We start from the raw sequence: 25471 nt of genomic DNA on the forward strand, positions 1-25471 counted from the left end.
CCTCACAGGAAGTAGTCGAAGTCGCGCTCGTCGCCATGGCGCCGCCGCACCACGAAGATGTGCGCGGGCACGCTGTGCGGATCGAGCTTGACGTAGTGCCAGCCGCCCTGCCAGATGAAGCGCTGCCCGCTCAGCAGGTCGTGCATCTGGAACGGGCGCGAACGCTCGACGTTCACGCTTTCGGGGTCGAGCTCGAGCCAGCCCGACTGTACGTTGTGCGGATCGAGGTTGACCACGGTCACGACCACGTTGTCGCCGGCCTCCGACACCTTGGCATAGGCCAGCAGCTGGTCGTTGTCGATGCGCAGGAAGCGCAGGCCGCGGTCCCGGTGCAGCGCCGGGTTCTCGCGGCGGATGCGGTTCACGCGCGTGATGAACGGCGCCAGGCTGCCCGGGTCGTCGTGGTTCCAGTGGCGCAGCTGGTATTTTTCGGAGTCGAGGTATTCCTCGCTGCCGGACGAGCGCGGCCGGTGTTCGCGCAGCTCGTAGGCCGGCCCGTAGATGCCGTAGTTGGCCGCGAGCGTGGCGGCCAGCACCAGCCGCGCCATGTAGACCGAGGCTTCGCCGCCCTGCAGCTGCTCGTGCAGGATGTCGGGCGTGTTGGGCCACACGTTGGGCCTGAAGTAGTCCACGCCCGGCGGCGTGGAAAGCTCGGTGAAGTACTCGACCAGTTCCTGCTTGGTGTTGCGCCAGGTGAAGTAGGTGTAGGACTGCGAGAAGCCCAGCTTCGCGAGCCGGTGCATCACCTTGGGCCGCGTGAAGGCCTCGGCCAGGAAGATCACTTCCGGGTGCTGGCGCCGGATCTCGCCGATCACCCATTCCCAGAACGCGAAGGCCTTGGTGTGCGGGTTGTCGACGCGGAAGATGCGCACGCCCTCGCCTATCCAGTGCTCGATCACGCTGCGCAGCTCAGCCCACAGGCCGCGCCAGTCCTCGCTCTCAAAGTTGAAGGGGTAGATGTCCTGGTACTTCTTGGGCGGGTTCTCCGCGTACTGCACGCTGCCGTCGGGGCGCCAGCGGAACCAGTCGGGGTGCGCCTTCACATAGGGATGGTCGGGGGCGCACTGGAAGGCGATGTCCAGCGCGATCTCCAGGCCGTGCGAGGCGGCCTCTGCGCAGAGGTGGCGAAAGTCTTCCGCCGTGCCCAGCGCCGGAAGAATGGCCTTGTGGCCGCCCTCGGCCGCGCCAATGGCCCAGGGACTGCCGACGTCGTCCGCGCCGCTGGCCAGCGCGTTGTTGGGGCCCTTGCGCTGCAGCCGGCCGATCGGGTGGATCGGCGGAAAGTACAGCACGTCGAAGCCCATGGCGGCGATGGCGGGCAGCCGCGCCTCCACGTCCTTGAAGGTGCCGTGCACGCCGGGCGTGGTGCCGGCCGAACGCGGGAACAGCTCATACCAGGTGCTGAAGCGCGCACGCTCGCGCTCGGCCTCCAGCGGCAGCTCGAGAGCAAAGCGCACTTCGTGCCGGCGGTCGGGGTGGCGGCGCGCCAGCATGGCGAGCTCTTCGTCCAGCGCCAGCGCCTTGAGCGCCGACACGTCCGCGCCGGGGTCGGCCGCCACGGCATCGAGCTCTGTCGCCCAGTTGGCCAGCGCCTGCCGGTCCGCGCCCTCGGCCCGCTCGGCTGCGCCGGCCACCTCCAGTGCGCCCACCTGCGATGCGATGCGCACGTCGTCGGGGTCCACGCGGCGTGTCATTTCATGGCGCCACGATTCGAACGGGTCGACCCAGGCCACCACGGTGTAGAAGTAGCGCCCGAGCGCGGGCGGCGCAAAGGATGCCTCCCACACATCGTTGACGAGCGGCTTCATCGGCACTTCGCGGAACTCGGCCTTGCCCTGCGGACGCCAGCACAGCAGCACGCGCAGCACATCGTGGCCGTCGGTGAAGCAGTGCGCCTTCACCTGCATCCTTTCGCCGACGATGCATTTCACGGCAAAGCGGCCGTTGTCCACCGATGGCAGCACGACATCGACGACCGCGCGCCGGTTGCCGTCCTGCACCTCGGGCGCCACGGAGGAAGCCGCGGGGGCCTGCGGATTTGCGAACAGTTTTTTCATGATGGCCGGTGCTCGAGAATCAGCGTGGACAGCGGCGGCAGGGTCATGCACACCGAGTGCATGCGGCCATGCGAACGCACGGGTGCGGCCTCGACGCCGCCAAGGTTGCCCCACCCGGAGCCGCCGAACTCGACGGCGTCGGTGTTGATGAGCTCGCGCCAGAAGCCGGGCAGCGGCACGCCCAGCAGGTAGTTGGTGCGCGGCACCGGCGTCATGTTGCTGACCACCAGCAGCGGCGCGTGGCCATCGCGCGGCTTGCGCAGGAAGGCGAACACGCTGGCGTCGGCATCGTCGGCCGCGACCCATTCGAAGCCCGAGGCCGAGAAATCCTGCTGGTAGAGCGCGGGCGCATCGCGGTACACGCGGTTGAGCTGCGCCACCAGCCGCTGCAGGCCGCCGTGCCCCTCGAGTTCGCAGACCCACCATTCGAGCTCGCCGTCGTGCGTCCACTCGCGCCGCTGGCCGAACTCGCCCCCCATGAAGAGCAGCTTCTTGCCCGGGTGCGCCCACATGAAGCCGAACAGCGCGCGCAGGTTGGCGAACTGCTGCCAGTGGTCGCCCGGCATCTTGCCGAGCAGCGAGCCCTTGCCGTGCACCACCTCGTCGTGCGACAGCGGCAGCACGAAGTTCTCATGGAACGCATACACCAGCGAGAAGGTCATCTTGTGGTGGTGGTACTTGCGGTGGATCGGCTCTTCCTTCATGTAGGCGAGCACGTCGTGCATCCAGCCCATGTTCCATTTCTCGCCAAAGCCCAGCCCGTCCATATCGGTCGGCCGCGAGACGCGCGGCCAGGCCGTGGATTCCTCGGCCACGGTGATCGCGTCGGGGTGCTCGCGGTAGACGGCGCGGTTCAGGGTGCGCAGGAAGTCGATCGCCTCCAGGTTCTCGCGGCCGCCATGGCGGTTGGGAATCCATTCGCCGTGCTTGCGCGCGTAGTCCAGGTAGAGCATGGAGGCGACCGCATCGACCCGCAGCCCGTCCACGTGGTACCTGTCGAGCCAGAACAGGCCCGACGACACCAGGAAGCTGCGCACCTCCGCACGGCCGTAGTTGAAGATGCTGGAGTTCCACTCCGGGTGGAAGCCCTGGCGCGGATCGGCATGCTCGTAGAGGTGCGTGCCGTCGAAGAACGCCAGGCCGTGCTCGTCGGTCGGAAAATGCGAGGGCACCCAGTCCAGCAGCACGCCGATGCCGTTCTGGTGCAGGTGATCGACCAGGTACATGAAGTCCTGCGGCGAGCCGTAGCGCGCCGTGGGCGCGAAGTAGCCGGTGGTCTGGTAGCCCCAGGAGCCGTAGAAGGGGTGCTCCGTCACGGGCATGAGCTCCACGTGCGTGAAGCCCATCTCCTTCACGTAGGCCGCGAGTTCATGCGCGATCTCGCGGTAGCCCATGAACCGGCCCTCGCGGCGGCGCCACGAGCCCAGGTGCACCTCGTAGACCGACATCGGCGCATCGAGCGCATTGCGCGCGCCCCGCGTGGCCATCCATTCGGCATCGTTCCATTCATAAGAAAGTTCGCAGATGCGCGAGGCCGTGGCGGGCGCCAGCTCGGCGCAGAACGCGAACGGGTCGGCCTTGTCGACCGTGTAGCCGCCAAAGCGCGAGCGGATGCGGTACTTGTAGGCCTGCCCCGGCGCGGCATGGGGCGCACGGCCCAGCCAGATGCCGGTGCCGTCCGCGGACGGCGCGAGCGGATCGGCATCGCCGGACCAGTGGTTCCAGTCGCCGACCACCGCCACCGATTCCGCGTTGGGCGCCCACACCGCGAAGCGCGCGCCGCCCTCCTTCAGAAGATGGCAACCCATGAGGTCGTACAGGCGGGAATGCGTTCCTTCGCGGAACAGGTAGGCGTCTTGCGCCTCAGGCTCTGAAAGCAGTTGGGTCACTGGCACCGGTGTTCCTTGCTCGCATGAAGGCCAGCGACCGGGTGTCCAACGGACACGCTTTCGGCATCTACAAGGCCTGAGCACACAATTTGCAAAGAATCCGGGCGCAGCGGGTAAGGCTGAAACCTCCTTGCCGTGTCGGAGAGTTGCCCATCACGCGACCAGGGGCGAAAACCGGCCGCGCACCGGGCGCGGCGTTTTCAGGCAGCCAGCGACGTGGCCTGCGGTGCGGTTTGCGAGCCGCCGGAACGGGGAGAAAGGCGCTGGGAAAAATCGTCCACGGTCAGCACGATCGGCTGGTTCGGGTCGGTGCGGTAGCGCTTGAGCGCCGCGGCGCCAATGGCTTCGAAGTGCGCCTTGCAGGTTTCCAGCAGGCGGTCGCCCAGGTCCCTGGTGCCGAACACGTCGTGCAGGGTCTCCTCCGAAATCTGCCCGATGATCCGCGCGCCATCGTGGCCGTCCGGGTAGATCGCAAAGCGGACGGCCGCCGTGTCAAAGCAATAGATGCCTTCGAAGTCCATGTCTGTCTCCTGATGAATTTTTCGCTTGCATGAGCGAATCGGATTCAGCGCGGAAGCACGCATCCGGCGGCATGGATTTGCGCGCATGTTCAGGAAGGATGCGGCCTACAAACCCTGCGAGGGGCGCGAATCGCGGCTTCGGGCTGGTAAGACTTGCTGCAATGCATGTCCGAAGCGCTTCTCGCCAAGCCAGCCTTTCAGGCCCGCATGGCGGCGTTTCGACTGCTGCGGCAACTCACCCGGATAGCGGATCCGCGCGAGCTCCTCGCGTCCTTTCTCGGTGATGGCCAGCACCTGCGCCGCGGGCTCGCTGCCCGCGAGCTTCAGGGGGTCGGCTGGCGCCGGAATCAGTGCGATCACGAGCCCCGCCTGGCGCAGGATCCTGACCTCGTCGATCTCCTTGGGCGTGCGGAAAGACACGGGCAGGCGGGATGCGGCTATCTGCTTGAGCAGGTCCATCGGCATGGCAAATCTCCTTCAGGTTTGGAATGACGATTGACGATTTCGACGAGGATCGATTTAGGTCCGCGCCGCGCCCCTTCAAGAGGCCCGGCGTCGAGTTTTTTTCAATTGCGGCATCGGCCTTCATAGCACCCGCGCAATCGGGCTACCGCCCCCCGGACATCCCCTCTTGAAAACCTGCCGCCTGCGCCTATTTCGCTGATCGGAAGCGCTGGAGGCGCACGCCTCGAGCGCACCGTTCAACCTGTTGTTCTTTCTTTGAATGGAGGTTTTCGCCATGTACCGATCCCTGTTTCCGCGTGACATGTTTGCAGAGATGGATCGCCTGCAGCGCGAGATGCAGCAGGCCTTCGATCTGTCTCCGACCATCCGGGGCTTCGGCCGCAACGGCTTTCCGGCCCTGAACATCGGCGGCACGCCGCAGACCGTGGAGATCTACGCGTTCGCGCCCGGTGTCGACCCGTCCAGCCTCGAGGTGAACCTGGAGCGCGGCCTGCTCACCATTGCCGGCCAGCGCGCCAACAAGCTGCCCGAGTCCGACGCCAAGGCAGCCGTGCACATCAACGAGCGCTTCGAGGGCTCGTTCCGCCGCGTGCTCACCCTGCCCGACGATGCCGACCCCGACGCCGTGACCGCCAAGTACCGCGACGGCGTGCTGCACATCAGCGTGCAGCGCCAGGCTTCGTCGCAGCCGCGGCGCATCACGGTGCAGTGATGACGACGACGCAACCCTGAAATGAAGAAAGGAGAGACGATCATGGACAGCAGCAACACCCCCAGCACTTCGACCCGCGCGGCCGGGTCGAAGGAGCTCGCGCGCAAGGACGACAGCACGCGCTACAGCGACGCGGCGCTGACGCCGCCGGTCGACGTGGTCGAGGACAGCGGCGGCATCACGCTCTTTGCCGACCTGCCGGGCGTCTCGCGCGACAAGCTCAGCCTGCAGGTCGCATCCGACACGCTGACCATCGAGGCCGAGTCGGGGCTCTCGATACCCGAGGGGCTCGAGTCGAGCCACACGGAGGTGGGGCTGGCCCGCTTCCGCCGCGTCTTCACGCTCAGCAAGGAGCTCGACACCAACGCCGTCTCGGCCGAGCTTTCGCAGGGCGTGCTGAAGCTGCGCATTCCCAAGGCCCAGCACGCGCAGCCGCGGCGCATCGAGATCCAGGCGGCCTGAGCGAGGGGCGCAGCATGCCGTGCGACCAAGGCGATGGAAGAAGAAAGATGAGCGGCACCGAGTGCCTGGCGCGGCTGCGCGCCGACGCCGCGGCCCTGAGCCCGCGCGCCGCGCACATCGCGCTGGCGCTCCTGCCCGCCGTCGACCACCTGCCGGACGCATGGAAGGCGGGCCTGCGCAAGACCCTGGCCCACCGCGCCGGCGCGGCCGCGCCGCTCTCCCCCATCGAGTTCGACGCGATCCGCGCCACCGCGGCCAGCCTTCCGCACGCCTACCCCGAATGGGTGGTCACCGACCCCGAGCACCCGAAGGCGCGCGAGCTGATCGTGAATGCGTGGCGGGAGGGGGCGCGGCGCGGGCGGGGTGGGCTGCGGCAGGCTGGCGCCTGATCCAGCAGCACCCTTAGCTGCCGCTGAGAGACGGGGGCACGGCGCGCCGCCCCATGGCAGTGCACGCCTACGCCAATGTGCGCATCCCCCTACAGCACCCCTGTGCCAGGAAAAATAAGGTGGCCGCAAGGACACCCGAGAAATGGCTTTCGAGTTTTTCAGGAACCGGCAGCAGGCGGGCCGCGTGCTCGCTCACAGGCTCGCCGCCTATGCGCACAAGCCGGACGTCACTGTGCTGGCCCTGCCGCGCGGCGGGACGCCGGTGGCCTACGAAGTGGCCAAGGCATTGCATGCGCCGCTCGACGTGCTCGTGGTGCGCAAGCTCGGCGTTCCGGGACACGAGGAATACGCGATGGGCGCCATCGCGGGCGGCGGCGAGCGGGTGCTGGATGAAGACCTCGTGCGCGAACTCGGCATCGGCGCGAAGGAGGTCGACGAGGTCGTGCGCAACGAGCAGGACGAACTCGAGCGGCGCGAACGCGCCTACCGCGGCGACCGGCCCGCGCCCGACCTGCATGGCCGCACCGCCATCCTGGTGGACGACGGCCTGGCCACCGGCGCGACCATGCGCGTGGCCGTGCGCGCGGTGCGCCGGCAGGCGCCGGCCCGCGTGGTGGTTGCAGCGCCCGTGGCTTCGCGCGAAGCCTGCGCGCTGCTGTTAGGCGAAGCCGACGACGTGGTCTGCGCCGAGACACCGGAGCCCTTCCTCGGCGTGGGGCGCTGGTACCTGGACTTCTCGCAGACCAGCGATGAGGAGGTCTGCCACCTGATCGAAGACGCCAACCCTCATGGCGCGCTTCCTGCCTGAGGACCGTGGACGATGAATCCCTCACGCATTTCGAACGAAGCGGAGGCGCTGCGTGCCGTGGCGCATCCGATGGACGGATCTTCCAGCGACCATGACGCGCTGCTCGAGCTGATCGGCGATGCGCACTATGTGCTGCTCGGCGAGGCTTCGCACGGCACGCACGAGTTCTATGCGGCGCGCGCCGACATCACGCGGCGCCTCTTGGCCGAGAAAGGCTTCCACGCGGTGGCCATCGAAGGCGACTGGCCCGACGCCTACCGCGCGAACCGCTACGTGAGGGGCGCCGGCGGCGACGCCAATGCGCGCGAAGCGCTCGCGGGCTTCCGGCGCTTTCCGACCTGGATGTGGCGCAACGAGGACGTCGCAAGTTTTATCGAATGGCAGCGCGCCTTCAACGACGCGGGCCCGCCGCAGGGCAAGACCGGCTTCTACGGCCTGGACCTCTACAGCCTGCACGCCTCCATCGAAGCCGTGCTCGACTATTTCGACCGCACCGATCCCGTGGCAGCGCGCAGCGCCCGCGAACGCTACGCATGCTTCGACCGCTTCGGCGACGGCGGCCAGGTCTACGGCCTGATGGCCGGGCTCGGCAACACGCCCTCCTGCCAGCGCGAAGTGGTCGAGATGCTGGTCGAGATGCGCCGCGCCGCCGGCGATGCATGGCGCAGCGGCGGCGCGGCCAATGAGGAAGACGCCTTCAACGCCGAGCAGAATGCGCGCCTCGTCAAGAACGCCGAGGCCTACTACCGCTCGATGTACCTGAGCGACGTGTCCTCCTGGAACCAGCGCGACCGGCACATGGTGGAGACGCTGGGCGAGATCGAGCGCCACCTGTGGCGCGCGAGCGATCGACCGAAGATCGTGGTGTGGGCGCACAACTCGCACCTGGGCGATGCCCGCGCCACCGAGATGGGCGAGCGCCGCGGGGAACTCAACGTGGGCCAGCTGGTGCGCGAACGCCAGGGCCGCGATGCGGTGCTGGTGGGCTTCACCACGCACACCGGCAGCGTGATGGCGGCCTCCGACTGGGGCGCGGCCGCCGAACGCAAGCAGGTGGTCCCCTCGCGCGAGGACAGCTACGAGGGCCTCATGCACGAGACCGGGCTCGAGCGCTTCATGCTGCCGCTGCGTGGCGAGGGAAGCCATTTCTTCGCGCTGCGGGAGCCGCGGCTCGAACGCGCCATTGGCGTCATCTACCGGCCCGAGACCGAACGGCAGAGCCACTATTTCTTCGCGCGGCTGCCGGTGCAGTTCGATGCGCTGCTGCACTTCGACCAGAGCCGCGCGGTCGATCCGCCGGAGCGCGATGCGGCCGCAACCGACGCGGAGGTGCCCGAGACCTATCCCTCGGGCCAGTAGCCGCGTCGCGTTCACGCACCGCTTTCACGCACCGATCACTGCGCGACGATCACGCCCTCCAGCGGCTGCAGCACCAGTTCGCCCGCCACCGCTCCGGTGCGCTCAGGATGCGTCGAGGCCAGCACGACCACTTCGCGCGGCAGCAGCTCGGCCGCGATCCGGGTGTCGGAGGTCGAGAAGTTCAGCAGCACGATCAGCCGCCGCGTTCCCGATGCTCTCGCATAGGCCAGCACGTCGTCGCCGGCGTGGAGCTGTTCGTGGGTTCCTTCGTGCAGCGCGGGTTCCTTGCGGCGCAGCGCGATGAGCTTCCTGTAGAGCTGCAGCATCGAGGCCGGATCGGCCAGCTGCGCTTCGACGTTGCGCATGCCCCAGTCGCCGCCCAGGCGCAGCCACGGCGTGCCGTCGGTGAAGCCGGCCATGTGGGCCCGGCTCCATTGCATGGGCGTGCGCTGCGGATCGCGCCCCAGGCCCTTGCCCGGCTCGTTCTTCTCGAACGGGTCCTGCACCTCATCGGGCGGAATGGGAACGTCGGTCAGGCCGATCTCGTCGCCGTAGTAGAGCGTGGGAGTGCCGCGCAGCGTGAGCAGCAGCATGGCCGCGAGCCGCGCCCGCTCCTGCCCCACGCGGCTCGCGATGCGCGGCTTGTCGTGGTTGCCGAGCACCCAGTTGGGCGCCGCGCCGTGAGGCAGCGCCGCTTCGTAGCTGCGCACGATGCGGTCGATCTCGGCCGCGTGCCACGGCGCCGCAATGAGCTGGAAATTGAACGGCAGCTGCACGCCCTGCAGCAGGCCTTCCGACGTGAGCCCGTAGTAGGCCATGAGCCGCTCGAGCGGAAGATAGAGTTCGCCGATCAGCACGCGCGCCGAAGCCTCGCTGCTGAACGCATCGACCACGCGGCGCATCTCGAACACGATGTCCTGCATCTCCGGCCGGTCCGTCGTGTAGAGCGCCAGCAGCCGGTGCGAAGGATCCTGCCCCGGCTGGAACGACGGGTTGGGCGGGTTGTCGCGGAACTGGTCGTCCTTGATGAGGTGGTAGAGCACGTCGATGCGGAAACCGTCCACGCCGCGCCGCAGCCAGAAGCGCAGCACCTCGTACATCGCCTCGCGCACCTCGCGGTTGCGCCAGTTGAGGTCGGGCTGCTCCTTCAGGAAGGAGTGGCAGTAGTACTGGCCGCTGGCTTCGTCGAAGGTCCATGCCGGACCGCCGAAATTGCTGAGCCAGTTGTTGGGCGGGCCGCCACCGGGCGCCGGGTCGCGCCACAGGTACCAGTCGCGCTTGGGGCTGGTGCGCGAGGCGCGGCTCTGCACGAACCACGGGTGCTGGTCGGAGGTGTGGTTGGGCACGAAGTCCAGCACCAGCTTCAGGCCGCGCGCCTTGCACTCCGCCGCGAGCGCGTCGAAGTCCTCGAGCGTGCCGAAGCGCGGATCGATGTTGCAGTAGTCGGATATGTCGTACCCGAAGTCGGCCATTGGTGAGGGGTAGATCGGCGATATCCAGACGGCATCCACGCCAAGCTCGACCAGATAATCGAGCCGCTTGCGGATGCCACGCAGGTCGCCGATGCCGTCTCCGTCGCTGTCCTGGAATGAACGCGGATAGATCTGATAGACGATTCCGTTCTTCCACCAAGCATCGGCCGACATCGGGTTTCCTTTCGTGTGTTCCGTGTTTGCGAGGCTCCGATCTTCAGGAGGTTCCCCGGCATGATCAACGACCTTTGGTACAAAAACGCCGTGGTGTATTGCCTCTCCGTGGGAACCTTCATGGACTCCAACGGCGACGGCTGCGGCGACTTCGAGGGGCTGACACGGCGGCTGGAGTACCTTCACGGCCTGGGTGTCACGACCCTGTGGCTGATGCCCTTCCATCCATCGCCGAGGCAGGACGACGGCTACGATGTTTCGGACTTTTACAACGTCGATCCCCGCTTCGGCACGCTCGGCGATTTCGTCGAGTTCACGCACTCGGCTTCGCGCCTGGGCATGCGCGTGCTGATGGACCTGGTGGTGAACCACACCTCGGACCAGCACCCGTGGTTCCAGCAGGCACGCAGGGACCGCAAGTCAAAGTATCACAACTGGTATGTGTGGTCCGACAGGAAGCCGGCCCGCTACACCGATGGTGTGGTCTTCCCGGGCGTGCAGAAATCGACCTGGACCTTCGACAAGCTCGCAAGGCGCTGGTACTTCCACCGCTTCTACGAATTCCAGCCCGACCTGAACACCGCCAACCCCGACGTGCAGGCGGAGATCCTGAAGATCATGGGCTTCTGGACCCAGATGGGCGTCTCGGGTTTCCGCATGGACGCCGTGCCCTTCGTGATCGGCGCCAAGGGCCCGAGGGTCGTGCGCCCGACCGAGAAGTTCGACATGCTGCGCCAGTTCCGCGAACTGCTCCAGTGGCGCCGGGGCGACGCGATCATCCTTGCCGAGGCCAACGTGCTGCCCAGCACCAACATGGCCTACTTCGGCGACGAGGGCGAGCGGCTGCACATGATGTTCAACTTCCAGGTCAACCAGCACCTCTTCTATGCGATGGCCGTGGCCGACGCGCGGCCGCTGGCCAAGGCGCTGGAGGCGACGCGGGCGCGCCCCGCGACCTCGCAGTGGGGCATCTTCCTGCGCAACCACGACGAGCTCGACCTGGGCCGCCTGCGGCCCGCGCAGCGCCAGCGCGTGTTCGCCGCCTTCGGCCCCGAAAAGGACATGCAGCTGTACGACCGCGGCATACGCCGCAGGCTGGCACCGATGCTCGGCGGCAACCGGCGGCGCCTCGAGCTGGCCTACAGCCTGATGCTCACCCTGCCCGGCACGCCGGTGGTCCGCTACGGCGACGAGATCGGCATGGGCGACGACCTGAGCCTGCCGGAGCGCAACTGCGCGCGCACGCCGATGCAGTGGTCCACCGAGCGCCAGGGCGGGTTCACCACCTCTTCCAAGCCGGTGCTGCCGGTGATCACGGGCGGTGCCTACGGCTTCGAGCATGTGAACGTGGCGGCGCAGCGGCGCGACCCCGAGTCGCTGCTCAACTGGATGGAACGCGTGTTCCGCATGCGAAAGGAAGTGCCGGAGATCGGCTGGGGCGACTTCGAGGTGGTTCCCAACGAGGAGCGCGCGGTGCTCGTCATGCGCTACGAATGGCGCGGCAACGCGGCGGTCTTCGTGCACAACCTGGGCGACAGCCCGCTGGAAATAAAGCTCGGCGCCAAGGCGCTCGGCAGGCACGGCGGGCAGCTGATCAACCTGCTCTCCAACGCGCACAGCCGCGCCAACTCGAAGGGAAAGCACTGCATGCTGCTGGAGCCCTACGGCTACCGGTGGTTCCGCGTCGGCCCGCTCGACTATCTTCTCAAGCGCGAGGAGATGTGAGGGTGCGCCATGGGCCGGCGGCGCATGCGGGATTGCGCGAAGCGGCCCGTTCCCCGCTTCTGACACACTACGTGACACACTACGTGCAGGCGCAGCGCGGATCTCGTCGCGGTGCACGTCCATGCCAATGAAATTGCCCGGTCTTCGGAACATCCGCATCAGCCTGAACACACGCCTCGGCCTGGGCATCGCCGCGGTCGTCCTGGCGGCCACCCTGGCCATTGCGACGGTCGCCCTGCAGCTGGTCAAGACCAGCATGAAGGCCTCCATCGGAAGCGAGGCCTTCGCCCGCCTGTCGGCCATTGCGAACACCATCGACCAGAAGTTCGTCAGCCGCCGCACGCTGCTGGAGACCTTCGCCGACAGCACGGCGCTCAACGAGTTTCCCGACACGCCGGCGCTGCAGGCCTTTCTCGAAAAGCATCCATCGCTGCGCAAGGCTTTCAGCAACGTCGCCTTCTTCACGGCCGAGGGCGACCTGGTCGCGAGCCTGAGCGGCGCGCAGCAGCCCGGCAAGGTCAACATCAAGGACCGTGCGTACTTCCAGCAAACGCTCGCGGCCCGCGCCGGCGTGATCTCCGAGCCCTACCTCAACCGGCTCACCGGCCTGGCGCAGATCGCCATGACCGAGCCGGTGCTGGACGCCGCCGGCAACGTGCGGTACGTGATCTCGGGCGCCATCAACCTGAAGGACCGGAACATCCTGGGCGAGCTCGCCGACCTGAAATTCGGCGAGACGGGCTACCTGTTCATCACCAGCACGGAAGGCGTGGTGATCGACCATCCGCGCACCGAGCGCATCATCAACCAGACGGGCCTGAAGGGGGTCGGCAATCCCGAGATCGAGCGCCCGATCGAAGGCTACGAAGGCGCGACCGAAGGCTTCAACCATGCGGGCGTGCACGGCCTGTACGCCTTCAAGCGCATCCCGCAGACCAACTGGGTGCTGGGGTCCATGTACCCGAGCACGGAAGCCTTCGCCCGGGTCGACGCGATCGAGCGCTCGGCATGGATCGGCACGGTGGTGCTCGCCATGCTCGCGGGGGCCGCGGTGCTGGGCTTCGTGCGCCAGCAGCTCACGCCGCTTCGGCACCTGCACCGGCACATGCTGGACGTGGACAACCCGGCCCTGCAGACGGCCGTGCCGCGCACCTACCGGCACGACGAGATCGGCGATCTCGCGCGCACCTTCGACACGCTGATGCAGCAGCGCAAGTCGAGCGAGAAGTTCCTGCGCGACATCACCGACAACTTGCCCGCGCTGGTGTCGCACGTCGATGCGCAGGGCCGCTACACCTTCGTGAACGCCCCGCTGTGCAGGAAGCTCGACCGCGGCGCGGCCCAGCTGATCGGGCGCACGGCGCAGAACATCGGCGAGGACGAGACGGTGGACGCCGCCGTGCGGCGCGTGCTGGCCGGCGAGGCCGTGAGCTTCGAAAGCCGCGGCGAAGCGAAGCGCGGCGAAGAAGACCGCTACTTCCAGACCGAACTCATTCCCGACCGCGACCAGGCCGGGCAGGTCCGCGGCTACTACGCCATGACCTCCGACGTGACCGAGCGCAAGCGCATCGAGTTCAGCCTGGCCCACAGCGAAGCGCAGGTTCGCGTCATTGCAGACAACATCCCGGCGCTGGTCTCGCACGTCGATTCCTCGCTGAGATACACCTTCGTCAATGCCCAGGTGAAGGCGCTGCACAAGGACCGGGCCATGGTGGGGCAATTGATGCCGGAGGTTCGCGGCCCGTCGGACTTTGCCATCGTGGCGCCGGCCTACGAGCGCGCGCTGGCCGGCGAGACGGTGGTGGTCGAGAAATCCGGCGATCCGGCGCTGGGCATCGGCGAGCGCACCTTCAAGGCCCACTACATTCCCGACCGCGACGCCAACGGCGTGGTGCAGGGCGTGTTCGCCATGACCTTCGACATCACCGACGAGGTGAACATACGCAAGGCCCTGACCGAGCAGGAGAAGCGGCTGCGCGATGTGACCGACAGCATCCCGGCGCTGGTGGGCTATTTCGACAGCAAAGAGAACTGCCTCTTCGCCAACAGCCGCGCGCGGCAGATGGCGGGGCTGGGCAGCGGCCCGCTCGAGAACGTCACGCTGCGCTCGGCGCTGGGCAAGGCGGTGCACCGTCAGATCCGGCCCTATCTTCCGCTGGTGCGCGAGGGCAAGTCGGTGCGCTTTCCGGTGCATGCGCCGCTGCATGGAAAGGATGGCTTCTTCCAGGTCAACCTGGTGGCCGACATGGACCCGCAGGGCGGGCTCGTGGGTTTCTATCTCATGACCTTCAACATCACCGCGCTCAAGCGCGCGGAGCTGCGGCAGGCCGAAAGCGAAAGGCGCCTGCGCACCATCACCGACAACCTGCCGGCACTCATCACCTACATCGACCGCGACGAGAACATCACCTTTGCCAATGCCACCTACCGCGAATGGCTCGGCGTGGAGCCGGCCGAGATCCTGGGCCGGCATGTCGGCGACGTCGCGGGCCCCGAGCTGTATCTCTCGCGCAAGGCCATGATCGCGCGCGCACTGGCCGGCGAGCGCGTGGAGTTCGAGGCGCAGACCAGGACCCAGGGCGCCGACCGCACCACCCGCGTGAGCTACGTGCCCGACATCGGCCCCGACGGCAGCACGCGCGGCATCTTCTCGCTGAGCCTGGACATCAGCGCCCTGAAGGCGGTGGAGCGCAAGCTGATCGACCTGGCGCGCATCGACACCCTCACCGGCCTTGCGAACCGGCTCGCCTTCAACGAGTTCCTGCCCGGCGCCATCGCGCGCGCGCAGCGTTCGGGCAATGCGCTGGCGGTGCTGTTCCTCGACATCGACTACTTCAAGACCATCAACGACACGCTCGGCCACGCCACAGGCGACGGCGTGCTGGTGGAATATGCGCAGCGCCTGCTGGCCAGCGTGCGAAGCACCGACACCGTCGCGCGGCTGGCGGGCGACGAGTTCGTGGTCGTGCTGGAGAACGTGCACACGCGGGAAGCCGCCGTGGCCGTCGCGCGGAAGATCGTGGAGCGGGTGGGCACCGTCCCCTTCGAGCTGGACGGCCGCAGCCTGAACGTGACGACCAGCATCGGCATTGCCTTCCACCAGGCCGCGGACGCCTCGGCCGGCGCCGCCGACCTGCTGGCACGCGCCGATGCCGCGCTCTATCGCGCCAAGGCCGCGGGGCGCAACACCTTCGGCTTCTCCGATTGAGAACTTTGGTAGTGGTTGCCCATCGCCATTGCAGGTGGCGAGGCACGCATTCCTGCTGACAAGCGCGCCCTGGCGGCCTCAGAATCCCCTTCACAGGAGAAACCATTTCATGTCCCCCACCGAAGTCGTCACGCCCGAGCAATTGCTGCACGCACTGGAAGTCCAGAGCCGCATGCCCATCCTGCGCATCGGCCAGGCCCTGATGGCGCTGGGCATGCTCACGGAAGAGCAGCTGCGCGCCGGCCTCGAGCAGCAGCAGCTGGACCGCAGCGTGCCGCTGGGCGAGACGCTGGTGCGCATGGGTGTGGTGACGCGGGCCCAGTTGCAGGCCGCACTGGTGCGCAAGATGGGCTACCCGCTCGTGAACCTGCACGAGTTCCCGGTGGCGGTGGACGCGCTGCGCACCATCAGCCATGCCGTGGCCCGCCGCCTGCAGGTGATGCCGCTCATGATCCACGATGGGCGCCTCATCCTTGCGCTCGACGATCCGGCCAGCCGCCATGCGGCCATCGACGAAGTGGAGTTCATCTCCCAGAGGAAGGTGGTGCCGGTGATCGGCGAATGCCTGGTGCTGGACACCGTGCTCTACAAGGCCTACGGCAAGATCGGCACCGAATCTGCCGACCCGACCGTCGTGCACGATCCCTCGCGGCCGCTGGACTTCGACATGGGCGGCGCGGGCCTCGGCAGCAGCCCCGGCCCGGGCACCAGCCTGGGCACCAGCGACCTGCTGGTCACGCTCGAGAAGGAGCGCCCCGCACCGGCCATCGAGGAGACGGCCATCGAGCAGTCGGACAACTCGCTGGTGCGGATGATCAACAGCATGATCGTGGATGCGCACCGCGAAGGCGTGTCGGACATCCACATCGAGAGCTATCCGGGCAAGGAAAAGACCCGCATCCGGTTTCGCCGCGACGGGCGGCTGCACACCCACCTGGAGCTGCCGGCCAGCTACCGCAACGCGGTGGTCGCGCGCGTGAAGATCATGTGCGACCTGGACATCAGCGAAAAGCGCAAGCCCCAGGACGGCAAGATCAATTTCGCCAAGTACTCGCCGCAGCACCGCATCGAGCTGCGCGTGGCCACCATCCCCACGGCCAACGGGCTCGAAGACGTGGTGATGCGCATCCTGGCCTCGGCCAAGCCGATTGCGCTGGACAAGCTCGGGCTCTCGCCGCGCAATCTCTCGGAGCTCACCAAGGCGGTGGAGCGCCCCTACGGCATGGTGCTGTGCGTCGGGCCGACGGGCTCGGGCAAGACCACCACGCTGCATTCGGCGCTGATGCACATCAACACGCCGGAGCGAAAGATCTGGACGGCCGAAGACCCGATCGAGATCACCCAGCCCGGCCTGCGCCAGGTGCAGGTGAATCCGCGCATCGACTGGACCTTTGCCAAGGCGCTGCGGGCCTTCGTGCGCGCCGATCCCGACGTCATCATGGTCGGCGAGATCCGCGACGAGGAAACGGCCAAGACGGCGATCGAGGCCTCGCTCACGGGCCACCTGGTGCTTTCCACGCTGCACACCAACAGCGCGCCCGAAACCGTGACGCGGCTGCTGGACATGGGCATGGACCCCTTCAACTTCGCGGACTCGCTGCTCGCGGTGCTGGCGCAGCGCCTGGTGCGGCGCCTGTGCAGCCACTGCCTGCAGAGCCGCCCCATGCGCCCCGAGGAAGTCGAGGAGCTGCTGGCCGACTACATGCACGCGTTCGCGGGTCAGGAGACGCCGGCCGAACGCGAGGCCGTGCGCAGCGGCTGGCTCGGCCAGCACGGCCGCGACGGCCGGCTGCAGGCCTTTTCGAGCCCCGGATGCACGCATTGCGACAACACCGGCTTCAGCGGCCGCGTCGGCATCCACGAGCTGATGGTGATCTCCAGGACGCTGCGGCGCCTGGTGCAAAGCGGCGCGCGCGCCGAGGAACTGCAGGAAGCCGCCCTGCGCGAGGGCATGCGTACGCTGCGCCAGGACGGCATCGGCAAGGTCCTGTCGGGGCAGACCACCATCGAGGAAGTCCGCGCAACCAGCAACGCCTGAGCTGCTGCAGTCTCAGGCGGCGTCCCACGCCACGGCCGGCAGCATGGCGATGCCGGGCCTGGCAAACAGGAAGCCCTGGAACAGGTCCACGCCCAGCGCCCGCAGCGCGTGGACCTCTTCCGAGGCCTCGACGCCTTCGGCCACCACGCGGATGCCCAGTTCGCTGCAGGTGCCCACGAAGCCCTTCACGATGCTGAGCCGGACCGCGTCGTTGTGGATGTTGCGCACCAGGCCCATGTCGATCTTCACCACGTCGGGCTGAAAGCCGGCCAGCAGCTCGAAGCCCGCATAGGCGGCGCCGAAGTCGTCGATGGCGGAGGTGAAGCCGTAGTCCTTGTAGGTGCGGAACACCGACGCCAGCGCGGGCAGGTCCGCCACGCGTTCGCCTTCGGTGATCTCGAACATCAGGTGGTCCACCGGAAAATTGCAGCGCTGCGCGGCCAGCATGGCGGTGTGAAAGCACTCGTCCTGATGCCCCGCCACGTCGTTGGGCAGGATGTTGAGGCTCAGCCGCGACTCCATGCCCAGCGCCGAAGCGGTTTCGATGGCCTTCACGCGGCAGGCCTCGTGGAAGGCGAAGCGCAGCCGCGGGTTCACGCGCGAGAGCACCTCGAAGGCGCCCTCTCCCGAGGTGCCGCGCACCAGGGCTTCGTGCGCGAACACTTCGCGCCGCTGGAAATCCACGATCGGCTGGAAAGCCATGACGAACCCGCTGTCGAAGCCGGGAAAGCAGGCATCCGCCGTTGTTCCGATGGTCACTGGAGTGGATCTCGCGGGAAAGGGGACGCGTCGTTCAGGCGGCTTGATAAGTACGTAAATGTAACCCCTTTGTTCACAACCGCCTCCTTTTGATCAACCGGCGGGCAGGTCGAGCAGGGCCCAGGCCGGCGCGTGGTCGCTCGCTCCAGGGCGCCCGCGCACCTCGCGGTCCACGTTCGCATCGGCCAGAAAGGGTGCGAGCTCGCGGTTGAGCAGCAGGTGGTCGATGCGCAGGCCCGCATTGCGCGGCCAGCGGTTGCGCCAGTAATCCCAGTAGGTGTAGATCGCCTCGCGGGGGTGGCGCGTGCGGATCGCGTCGGTCCATCCCTGCTTCAGCAGGCGGGCGAAGGCCGCGCGGCTTTCCGGCTGCAGCAGCGCATCGTCCTGCCATGAAGCCGGGTTGTAGATGTCCGCATCGGTGGGCACCACGTTGAAGTCGCCGGCCAGCACCGCCGGCATGCCGCAGCCGTAGAGAAGGCGCGCATGGGCGTTGAGCCGCTCGAACCATTCGAGCTTGTAGTCGAACTTGGGGCCGGGCTGCGGATTGCCGTTGGGCAGGTACAGGCAGCCGACGATCACGCCGTTCACCACCGCTTCGAGATAGCGGCTCTGGCTGTCCTCGGAGTTGCCGTCGAGCCCGCGGCCGGTTTCGATCGGGTCCCTGCCTCGCGCAAGAATGGCCACGCCGTTCCATGCGCGCTGGCCATGGAACAGCACGCCGTAGCCCGCTTCGCGGATGGCCGCGGCCGGAAAATTCTCGTCCGGGGATTTCAGCTCCTGCAGGCAGGCCACGTCCGGGCGGGCTTCGGCCAGCCAGGACAGCACAAGCGCAAGCCGGCTGTTGATGCCATTGACGTTGAAGGTCGCGATCTTCATGCGTGGCCGATCATGGCCCGAAAGCCCACCGGCCCATGTCGGAGAACACGCCCTGCGGACGGTCAGGCGGCCCGCACGCCTTTTTCGTACCAGCCCTGCGACCGGTTGACCACCGAAACCACCAGCAGCATCACCGGCACCTCGATCAGCACGCCCACCACCGTGGCCAGCGCAGCGCCCGACTGGAAGCCGAACAGGCTGATCGCTGTGGCCACCGCGAGCTCGAAGAAATTGCTCGCGCCGATCAGCGCCGACGGCCCGGCCACGCAGTGCGCCACGCCCAGCCTGCGGTTGAGCACATAGGCCAGGCCCGAGTTCAGGAACACCTGGATCAGGATCGGCTCCGCGAGCAGCGCAATCACCAGCGGCTGCCGGATGATGGCTTCGCCCTGGAAGGCGAACAGCAGCACCAGCGTGAGCAGCAGCGCCGAGATCGACCACGGCCCGAGCCGCGCCGCCACCGCCTGGAAGCGGGCCGTGCCCTTCTTGAGCAAGTGCTTGCGCAGCAGCTGCGCAATGATCACCGGCACCACGATGTACAGGCCCACCGAGGTCAAGAGCGTGTCCCAGGGCACCGTGATCGACGACAGCCCGAGCAAGAGCGCAACCACCGGCGCGAAGGCCACCACCATGATCGCGTCGTTGAGCGCCACCTGCGACAGCGTGAAGTACGGGTCGCCCCTGCACAGCTGGCTCCACACGAACACCATCGCCGTGCAGGGCGCCGCTGCCAAGAGGATCAGGCCCGCGATGTAGCTGTCGAGTTGCGTGGGCGGAAGCAGCGGGGCGAACACGTGGCGGATGAAGATCCAGCCCAGCAGCGCCATCGAGAACGGCTTCACGGCCCAGTTGATGAAGAGCGTGACGCCGATGCCGCGCCAGTGCGCCTTCACCTGCCCGAGCGCCGCGAAGTCGATCTTCAGCAGCATCGGGATGATCATCACCCAGATCAGCACGCCCACCGGCACGTTGACCTTGGCCACCTCGAGCGATGCAATGCCGCGGAACACGCCCGGCAGCCACTGGCCCAGCGCAATGCCCGCCACGATGCACAGCGCGACCCACACAGTGAGGTAGCGCTCGAAGAAGCCGATGGCGGGCGGCGCTGCGGGCGGTGCAGCAGCGGCGGTGGCGGCGGGATTCAGCACGACGCGCAAGCCTGCGGCAGGCAAGCCTCGCCCTGGCAGCAGTTTTCGGTGAGGTAGCCGATGAGCGCGTTCATCTGCCCGAAGGCCGCGCGGTAGATCAGGTTGCGGCCGCTGCGCTCCTGCGTCACCAGCCCCGAATGGCTCAGCTCCTTCAGGTGGAACGAGAGGCTGGTGGCCGGCACGTCGAGCGCCTCGACCAGCGCGCCGGGCGTGAGCCCCGCGGGGCCCGCCACCACCAGCGCGCGGAACACCTGCAGGCGCACCGGTTGGGCCAGCGCGGCCAGGGATCTGACGATGTCTTGTTCTTCCATATTTCAATAATAGTTGCATAATTGCAAGAATGCAACCGACCAGCCCCTCCATCACCATCTTTCACAACCCCGCCTGCGGCACTTCGCGCAACACGCTCGCGCTGATCCGCAACAGCGGCGAAGAGCCCCGGGTCGTCGAATACCTGAAGACCCCGCCCACCAGGGAAACGCTGCGCGAACTGCTCGCCGCCATGGCCATGGCGCCGCGCGCACTGCTGCGCCGCAAGGGCACGCCCTATGACGAACTCGGACTCGACGATCCCAAGTGGTCCGACGAGCAACTGCTCGACTTCATGCTCGCGCATCCGATCCTCATCAACCGCCCCATCGTGGTCACGCCGATCGGCACGCGCCTGTGCCGCCCTTCGGAAGAGGTGCTCGACATCCTGCCCTCGCCGCAAAAAGGCCCGTTCACCAAGGAAGACGGCGAGCTGGTCATCGATGCGGAGGGCCGCCGTGTCGACCGCGCTGCCTGAGCTTCCGAACATCGATGCCGAGCTGTTCGACAGGCCCTCGCCCGAGCGCTTCTCCCATGCGGCACCGTCGCGCCACGCCCCGCGCTTCCTGCTGCTGTACGGCTCCCTGCGCGATCGCTCCTACAGCCGGCTGCTGACCGAAGAGGCCGCGCGGCTGCTGCGGGCCATGGGCGGCGAAACGCGCATCTTCGATCCGGCCGGCCTGCCGCTGCCCGACAGCGCGCCCGACGATCATCCGAAGGTGCAGGAGCTGCGCGAGCTCGCGCAATGGGCCGAAGGCATGGTGTGGTGCTCGCCCGAGCGCCACGGCGCCATGACCGGCATCATGAAGGCGCAGATCGACTGGATTCCGCTCAGCATGGGCGCCGTGCGGCCCACGCAGGGCAAGACGCTGGCCGTCATGCAGGTGTCGGGCGGATCGCAGTCGTTCAATGCCGTGAACCAGCTGCGCGTGCTCGGGCGCTGGATGCGCATGCTGACCATTCCCAACCAGTCGTCGGTCGCCAAGGCCTTCCTGGAGTTCGACGAAGCCGGACGGATGAAGCCTTCCGCCTACTACGAGCGGATGGTCGACGTGATGGAAGAACTCATGAAGTTCACCCTGCTCACACGCGATGCGGCCGCCTACCTTGTCGACCGCTACAGCGAACGCAAGGAAAGCGCCGAGCAGCTCTCCAGGCGGGTGAACCAGCGCGCGATCTGACGCGGTGCCCGAGGCCGTCGTTGGCCCGACAATCGGCGCCCATGAACGCCAAGCCTTCGACGACAACGACCCCGCCGGGTCCAGCGCCGTCCATGCCGCGCCCCATCCGCGTCGCGGCCTCCCTGATCCTCCTGCGCGACGGCGCCGACGGCATGGAAGTGCTGCTGCTGCGCCGCGCCGAGAAGGCCAACGACCAGAACAGCGGCGCCAGCGTCTTTCCGGGCGGCGTGGTCGACGCGCACGACCGCCGCCTGCACCTGATGTGCAAGGGCCTGGACGACGCCGCGGCCAGCGCGCGCCTGGGCCTGCCCGACGGCGGCCTCGACTACTACGCCGCCGCGGTGCGCGAATGCTTCGAGGAAGCGGGCGTCCTGTTTGCAAGCGATGCCGAAGACCGCCTGGTCGAACTCGACGGCCTGCCGCCGAGCCGGCTCGAATCGATGCGGCATGCCGCCGAGCAGGGCACCGATGCGCTGCTGGCCATGTGCGAGGCGCAAGGCTGGCGCCTTGCGATGGACCGGCTGGCCTATTTCAGCCACTGGCTCACGCCGCCCGGCATGCCGCGCCGCTTCGATACCCGCTTCTTCATTGCGCAGATGCCGCCGGCACAGGCCGTGAAGCCCGACGGCCGCGAGACCGTGGCGCACATGTGGCTCAAGCCCGCGGAGGCAGCAGACCCGCGCCGCGGCCTCAAGCTGATGAACGTGACACGGCGCACGCTCGAAGAGCTGGCAGGCTTCGGCAGCGCTGCCGACTGCATGGCGCATGCGCGGGCGCTGACGCGGATCGTGCTGAACATGCCGCGGCTGGCCGACGGGCCTGCGGGCCGCCGCGCGGTGAACATCGACGAAGCCGCCTACGAGGAGATCGGCCACCTCGACCCCGACGGCAAGGGCCATGCGCACTATGCGCTCGAGCCGGGCCTGGTCACGCGGCTGTCGGCGCGCGTCGTGCGCGTGGCGGGCGCAGCGGATTCGCATCACGGCTATTTCGTCGGCGGCGAAGGCGGCCACTGGGCATTGATCGATCCCCTGCCGCACGGCCTTGCGCAGAACGCAGCGCCGGGCCAGGTGAAGTGGCTGCTCTGGACCGCGGCGGGTACGCAGCCCTCGGCCGCGACGCTCGATGCGCTTCGATCCGCATGGCCCGATGCTGCCGTGCTGTGGCCGCAGCCCGGGGACACCCTGCGCCTTGCGGGCGCAACGCTGCACGTCAGTCAAGCGGCCGATCGGGGCGTCCCCGCGCGCCAGTTCCTGCTGGCCGAAGAACGCATGCTGTTCACCGGCTGCGCCGCGGCGCCCGCAGCGCATGCGACCGGCGAGGCCGAATGGATCGCTCCGGCCAGCGGCTTCATCTTCCGCGCGCAGCGCTAGCGCAAGCTCTCACAGCCGGCCGATGGCGGCCTTGAGTTCCTCGAGCGAAGCGGGTTTCGGCAGATGCGCGTTGAAGCCGGCCTCCAGCGCCCGGCGTGCATCGGCGCGGCGGCCGAAGCCGGACATCGCGATCGAAGGCAGCTCGCGCGTGGCCGGGCGCCGCCGCCTCGAGCAGTTCCAGCCACCGCTCGTGTAATCCCGTAAGCAGCATCTTGCCGCGGTCGCTGGATGTAGTCTGCGCTGCCACCTCACATGCGAAAGGTTCCTACGCGGCACCTTCGATCGCGATCCGAATCTTTGATGTCGACACCGCGCTGGAAGGAACATCCATGAACGCCTTGGACCTGCTGAACCTGGATGTACTGCTCGCGCGCAGCGTACTGCTGCGCGCCGACTACGTGCAGGTCCAGAGCCGGATCCGCGACTCGTTGTCCCGCCGCAACCGCGATCTCGGCAGCGGCCCCGCGGACGAGGATTTCGACGAACTCATCCACGCCATGAGCCGGTCGCTTTCGGCCGACGCCCGCTATCTCTGCACCCTGTCGTTTGCAGTGCGCGGCATCATCGAACGCGCGAAGGCCACGGCCTGACCGGGCGCCTGGCCCCCGCCTTCTGCACTGAAGGGAAATCGCAAGAATGAAGTCTTCTCGACAACTCAAGACCGACGAGCGTGACAATGCGCGGCTGTTCCGCTGGGGCATCGGCGCGGCCATATTCGTGTTCATCCTGGCGCTAGCCTACAACTTCCTGACGCAGACGCGCGAGGAAGGGCCGGTCAAGCCGTCGACGCCGACGCAGACCCAAAGCGCGCCGCAGACGGCGCCGGCCAACCCGCCGCCGGGCAAATAGCGCATCGGCCGCGGCCGGCCCGGTGCCTACCCGAGCCCGAGCTGCCCGCGCATGGCCCTCGTGCGCTCGATGGCCATGCCCAGCAGCTTCAGCGCCACCTGCGGGTGCTGCTCGCAAAGCCCGCGCATGGCCGCCACGGGAATCAGGTAGACCGACGAAGCCTCGGCCGCCACCAGCGTGTGCTTTGCCTGGTAGCGGTTTTCGCCGAGCGAAGGGCCAAGGAAGAAGTCGTGCTGGCAGATCAGGTCGGTGACGACGTCGGCGCCGCTCGCGCGTCCGTGGCTCACCACCTGGAGCAGCCCGCTCGCCACGCAATAGACCCGGTCGGTCCACTCGCCAGAGGCAAGAACGGTTTCATCGCACTGGTAGGCGCGCAGTTCGCTGGCCTCGTCCAATGCCGTGCGGTCCGCATGCGGCAGATCGGCGACCAGGGTATGCAAATACATGCCCGAATGGTCGCCGAAGGCACTGCAGAGTGCATTCCCATGAATTGGGTATCCGGTGCAGGAAAGCCACGGCGCCGCCTCAAGCCGCGGACTTCACCCTGGCCGCGCGCCGCAGGCATTCGATCAGCTGCTGCGTGCTGGGCGTGCGCCGGCGCCCGCGCATGGTGATGAGGCCCACCGGCGGCAGCTCGATCGGCACCTTCAGCGCCAGCACCTTGAGCATGCCCTGCTGCTGGAAATGCCGCGCCACCGAGCGCGCCATGAAGGCCACCGCATCGCGCTGCTGCAAGAAGCTGATCTGCGCGAGGAACGAGGCCGACTCGATGATGTCCGCCGGCGGATGCACGCCGTCGCGAAAGAACATCTGGTCGAGCTTCACGCGCAGCGAGGCCCAGGGCGGCGGCATCACGCAGTGCTCCCTGGCCAGGTCGGCCCAGCCCAGCCGGCGCTTTGCGGCCAGCGGGTGCCCCGGGCGCACCACCGCCTGCATGGGCTCGGCAAGCAGCGCCTCGGTCTCGAGGTCGGGCGCGGCGTAGCCGGGTTCCAGCCGCCCGACGAACAGGTCGAGCTCGCCCAGGCGCAGCTTGGGCAGGAGGCGCGTGAGGTCGCCCTCTTCCACCAGCACCGTGGTCTGCGAGGAGTTGGCCTTGAGCATCTCGACCGCGCGCGCCAGCAGCACCGGCATGGCCACCACCATGGCGCCCACGCTGGTGCGGCCCGCGGCGCCGCTGGCCACGGCGGCGATCTCGTCGCGCGTGCGGTCGTAGTCGGCCAGCACCGAGCGCGCGAAGCGCACCACGCTCTCGCCATAGGGCGTGGGCTCGGTGCCGCGCGTGGAGCGCTCGAACAGCGCCAGGCCGAACATGCGCTCGATTTCCACCAGCGACTTGGACACCGCCGGCTGCGTGACCGACAGGAACTCGGCCGCGCGGCCCAGGTGGCGGAACTGGTCGAGCGCCACCAGCATCTGCAGGTGGCGCAACTTGAGGTTGGAACGCAGGACGCGGTCGATCTGGCTCATCGTGGTGGGTGCGGTGTTTTCCTCTTCATAACCTCCGGGCTATGAAGAGAGTCCGCTACTTCATTGGATTGCAATGATTGTCTACTAAGAAGCGCTACCCCGTATGAGCCAGTACAGGGACCTCGCAGCCGAGATCTTGAAGTCGTTTCATGAGGCGACGGATGGTTTTGGTGCGATCCTGGCGGTCGAAGTGCTCGCAGCCGAGGTCGTTGTACTCGGTGCCGTCACGA

At 67.7% G+C, this 25471-nt stretch carries 24 protein-coding genes and 1 pseudogene; 13 read left to right on the forward strand and 12 right to left on the reverse strand.

What is annotated here, in order from left to right; translation table 11 throughout:
- Positions 1-2 precede the first annotated feature (2 nt).
- The 4 genes from AC1DMS_RS27520 to AC1DMS_RS27535 form a co-directional block, all read right to left on the reverse strand.
- Positions 3-2057, reverse strand: a complete 2055-nt coding sequence (locus tag AC1DMS_RS27520; RefSeq protein ID WP_478181999.1) for an alpha-1,4-glucan--maltose-1-phosphate maltosyltransferase — start codon at positions 2055-2057, stop codon at positions 3-5.
- The gene (gene glgB / locus AC1DMS_RS27525) at positions 2054-3952 is read right to left on the reverse strand and encodes a 1,4-alpha-glucan branching protein GlgB (protein ID WP_478182000.1); all 1899 of its coding nucleotides are present in this window, start codon (positions 3950-3952) and stop codon (positions 2054-2056) included. The genes AC1DMS_RS27520 and glgB overlap by 4 nt, the downstream gene beginning before the upstream one ends.
- A gap of 194 nt (positions 3953-4146) precedes the next feature.
- Positions 4147-4467 carry a hypothetical protein gene (locus AC1DMS_RS27530; RefSeq protein WP_478182001.1) on the reverse strand — a complete coding sequence of 107 codons (321 nt, stop codon included), beginning with the start codon at positions 4465-4467 and terminating at the stop codon, positions 4147-4149.
- A 105-nt stretch (positions 4468-4572) separates the two neighbouring features.
- Positions 4573-4932: a hypothetical protein gene (locus AC1DMS_RS27535; RefSeq protein ID WP_012747108.1), complete on the reverse strand. Its 360-nt coding sequence runs from the start codon at positions 4930-4932 to the stop codon at positions 4573-4575.
- 274 nt (positions 4933-5206) lie between these two features.
- On the opposite strand from AC1DMS_RS27535, the gene AC1DMS_RS27540 reads away from it, so the two are divergent.
- The 5 genes from AC1DMS_RS27540 to AC1DMS_RS27560 all read left to right on the forward strand — a co-directional run bounded on the left by AC1DMS_RS27540 (position 5207) and on the right by AC1DMS_RS27560 (position 8662).
- A complete protein-coding gene (locus AC1DMS_RS27540) occupies positions 5207-5644 on the forward strand; it encodes an Hsp20/alpha crystallin family protein (RefSeq protein WP_018902897.1) in 438 nt (145 codons plus the stop codon).
- A 42-nt stretch (positions 5645-5686) separates the two neighbouring features.
- Positions 5687-6106, forward strand: a complete 420-nt coding sequence (locus AC1DMS_RS27545) for an Hsp20/alpha crystallin family protein (protein ID WP_478182002.1) — start codon at positions 5687-5689, stop codon at positions 6104-6106.
- Positions 6107-6153: 47 nt separating this feature from the next.
- Positions 6154-6495, forward strand: a complete 342-nt coding sequence (locus AC1DMS_RS27550; protein ID WP_012747104.1) for a hypothetical protein — start codon at positions 6154-6156, stop codon at positions 6493-6495.
- Positions 6496-6637: 142 nt separating this feature from the next.
- On the forward strand, positions 6638-7303 hold the full coding sequence (locus tag AC1DMS_RS27555; protein WP_018902900.1) for a phosphoribosyltransferase: 666 nt from the start codon (positions 6638-6640) through the stop codon (positions 7301-7303).
- Between the two features lie 12 nt (positions 7304-7315).
- Positions 7316-8662, forward strand: a complete 1347-nt coding sequence (locus AC1DMS_RS27560) for an erythromycin esterase family protein (protein WP_478182003.1) — start codon at positions 7316-7318, stop codon at positions 8660-8662.
- A 35-nt stretch (positions 8663-8697) separates the two neighbouring features.
- Here the strand turns inward: AC1DMS_RS27560 and AC1DMS_RS27565 are convergent, their stop codons facing one another.
- Complete coding sequence (locus tag AC1DMS_RS27565) at positions 8698-10308, reverse strand: alpha-amylase family glycosyl hydrolase (RefSeq protein ID WP_478182004.1); 1611 nt, start codon at positions 10306-10308, stop codon at positions 8698-8700.
- Positions 10309-10368: 60 nt separating this feature from the next.
- Between AC1DMS_RS27565 and AC1DMS_RS27570 the strand changes: the two genes are divergently transcribed.
- The 3 genes from AC1DMS_RS27570 to AC1DMS_RS27580 all read left to right on the forward strand — a co-directional run bounded on the left by AC1DMS_RS27570 (position 10369) and on the right by AC1DMS_RS27580 (position 17279).
- Positions 10369-12033: an alpha-amylase family protein gene (locus AC1DMS_RS27570; RefSeq protein ID WP_012747100.1), complete on the forward strand. Its 1665-nt coding sequence runs from the start codon at positions 10369-10371 to the stop codon at positions 12031-12033.
- A 121-nt stretch (positions 12034-12154) separates the two neighbouring features.
- Entirely contained in the window at positions 12155-15241 is a 3087-nt protein-coding gene (locus tag AC1DMS_RS27575) for a sensor domain-containing diguanylate cyclase (protein ID WP_412510719.1), read from the forward strand.
- Between the two features lie 109 nt (positions 15242-15350).
- Positions 15351-17279, forward strand: coding sequence for a GspE/PulE family protein (locus tag AC1DMS_RS27580; RefSeq protein WP_278877332.1), 1929 nt, complete (start codon positions 15351-15353; stop codon positions 17277-17279).
- 12 nt (positions 17280-17291) lie between these two features.
- Here AC1DMS_RS27580 and AC1DMS_RS27585 read toward each other — a convergent pair whose 3' ends face one another.
- The 4 genes from AC1DMS_RS27585 to AC1DMS_RS27600 all read right to left on the reverse strand — a co-directional run bounded on the left by AC1DMS_RS27585 (position 17292) and on the right by AC1DMS_RS27600 (position 20373).
- Positions 17292-18038, reverse strand: coding sequence for an EAL domain-containing protein (locus tag AC1DMS_RS27585; RefSeq protein ID WP_018902905.1), 747 nt, complete (start codon positions 18036-18038; stop codon positions 17292-17294).
- 93 nt (positions 18039-18131) lie between these two features.
- A complete protein-coding gene (locus AC1DMS_RS27590) occupies positions 18132-18914 on the reverse strand; it encodes an exodeoxyribonuclease III (RefSeq protein ID WP_307597026.1) in 783 nt (260 codons plus the stop codon).
- 62 nt (positions 18915-18976) lie between these two features.
- Positions 18977-20062, reverse strand: a complete 1086-nt coding sequence (gene arsB, locus AC1DMS_RS27595) for an ACR3 family arsenite efflux transporter (RefSeq protein WP_412510718.1) — start codon at positions 20060-20062, stop codon at positions 18977-18979.
- The gene (locus AC1DMS_RS27600) at positions 20056-20373 is read right to left on the reverse strand and encodes an ArsR/SmtB family transcription factor (RefSeq protein WP_278877327.1); all 318 of its coding nucleotides are present in this window, start codon (positions 20371-20373) and stop codon (positions 20056-20058) included. The genes arsB and AC1DMS_RS27600 overlap by 7 nt, the downstream gene beginning before the upstream one ends.
- A gap of 29 nt (positions 20374-20402) precedes the next feature.
- Here AC1DMS_RS27600 and arsC point away from each other — a divergent pair, with 29 nt between their 5' ends.
- The 5 genes from arsC to AC1DMS_RS27625 all read left to right on the forward strand — a co-directional run bounded on the left by arsC (position 20403) and on the right by AC1DMS_RS27625 (position 23774).
- Complete coding sequence (arsC, locus tag AC1DMS_RS27605; RefSeq protein ID WP_018902909.1) at positions 20403-20849, forward strand: arsenate reductase (glutaredoxin); 447 nt, start codon at positions 20403-20405, stop codon at positions 20847-20849.
- Complete coding sequence (arsH, locus tag AC1DMS_RS27610) at positions 20815-21552, forward strand: arsenical resistance protein ArsH (RefSeq protein ID WP_307597030.1); 738 nt, start codon at positions 20815-20817, stop codon at positions 21550-21552. Before arsC ends, arsH begins: the two co-directional genes overlap by 35 nt.
- A gap of 92 nt (positions 21553-21644) precedes the next feature.
- Positions 21645-22925 carry an NUDIX hydrolase gene (locus AC1DMS_RS27615; RefSeq protein ID WP_018902911.1) on the forward strand — a complete coding sequence of 427 codons (1281 nt, stop codon included), beginning with the start codon at positions 21645-21647 and terminating at the stop codon, positions 22923-22925.
- A 329-nt stretch (positions 22926-23254) separates the two neighbouring features.
- The gene (locus AC1DMS_RS27620) at positions 23255-23515 is read left to right on the forward strand and encodes a hypothetical protein (RefSeq protein WP_012747090.1); all 261 of its coding nucleotides are present in this window, start codon (positions 23255-23257) and stop codon (positions 23513-23515) included.
- A gap of 46 nt (positions 23516-23561) precedes the next feature.
- Positions 23562-23774, forward strand: a complete 213-nt coding sequence (locus AC1DMS_RS27625) for a hypothetical protein (RefSeq protein ID WP_307597033.1) — start codon at positions 23562-23564, stop codon at positions 23772-23774.
- Between the two features lie 26 nt (positions 23775-23800).
- Here AC1DMS_RS27625 and AC1DMS_RS27630 read toward each other — a convergent pair whose 3' ends face one another.
- From AC1DMS_RS27630 to AC1DMS_RS27640, 3 genes and pseudogenes are all read right to left on the reverse strand, one after another.
- Positions 23801-24220: a Crp/Fnr family transcriptional regulator gene (locus AC1DMS_RS27630; RefSeq protein WP_062361951.1), complete on the reverse strand. Its 420-nt coding sequence runs from the start codon at positions 24218-24220 to the stop codon at positions 23801-23803.
- Positions 24221-24299: 79 nt separating this feature from the next.
- Positions 24300-25241, reverse strand: coding sequence for a LysR substrate-binding domain-containing protein (locus tag AC1DMS_RS27635; protein WP_062361954.1), 942 nt, complete (start codon positions 25239-25241; stop codon positions 24300-24302).
- 94 nt (positions 25242-25335) lie between these two features.
- Positions 25336-25471 (reverse strand): annotated as a pseudogene (locus tag AC1DMS_RS27640) (IS110 family transposase); the annotation flags it as partial.

The sequence above is a fragment of the Variovorax sp. 05T418 genome (assembly GCF_056396385.1).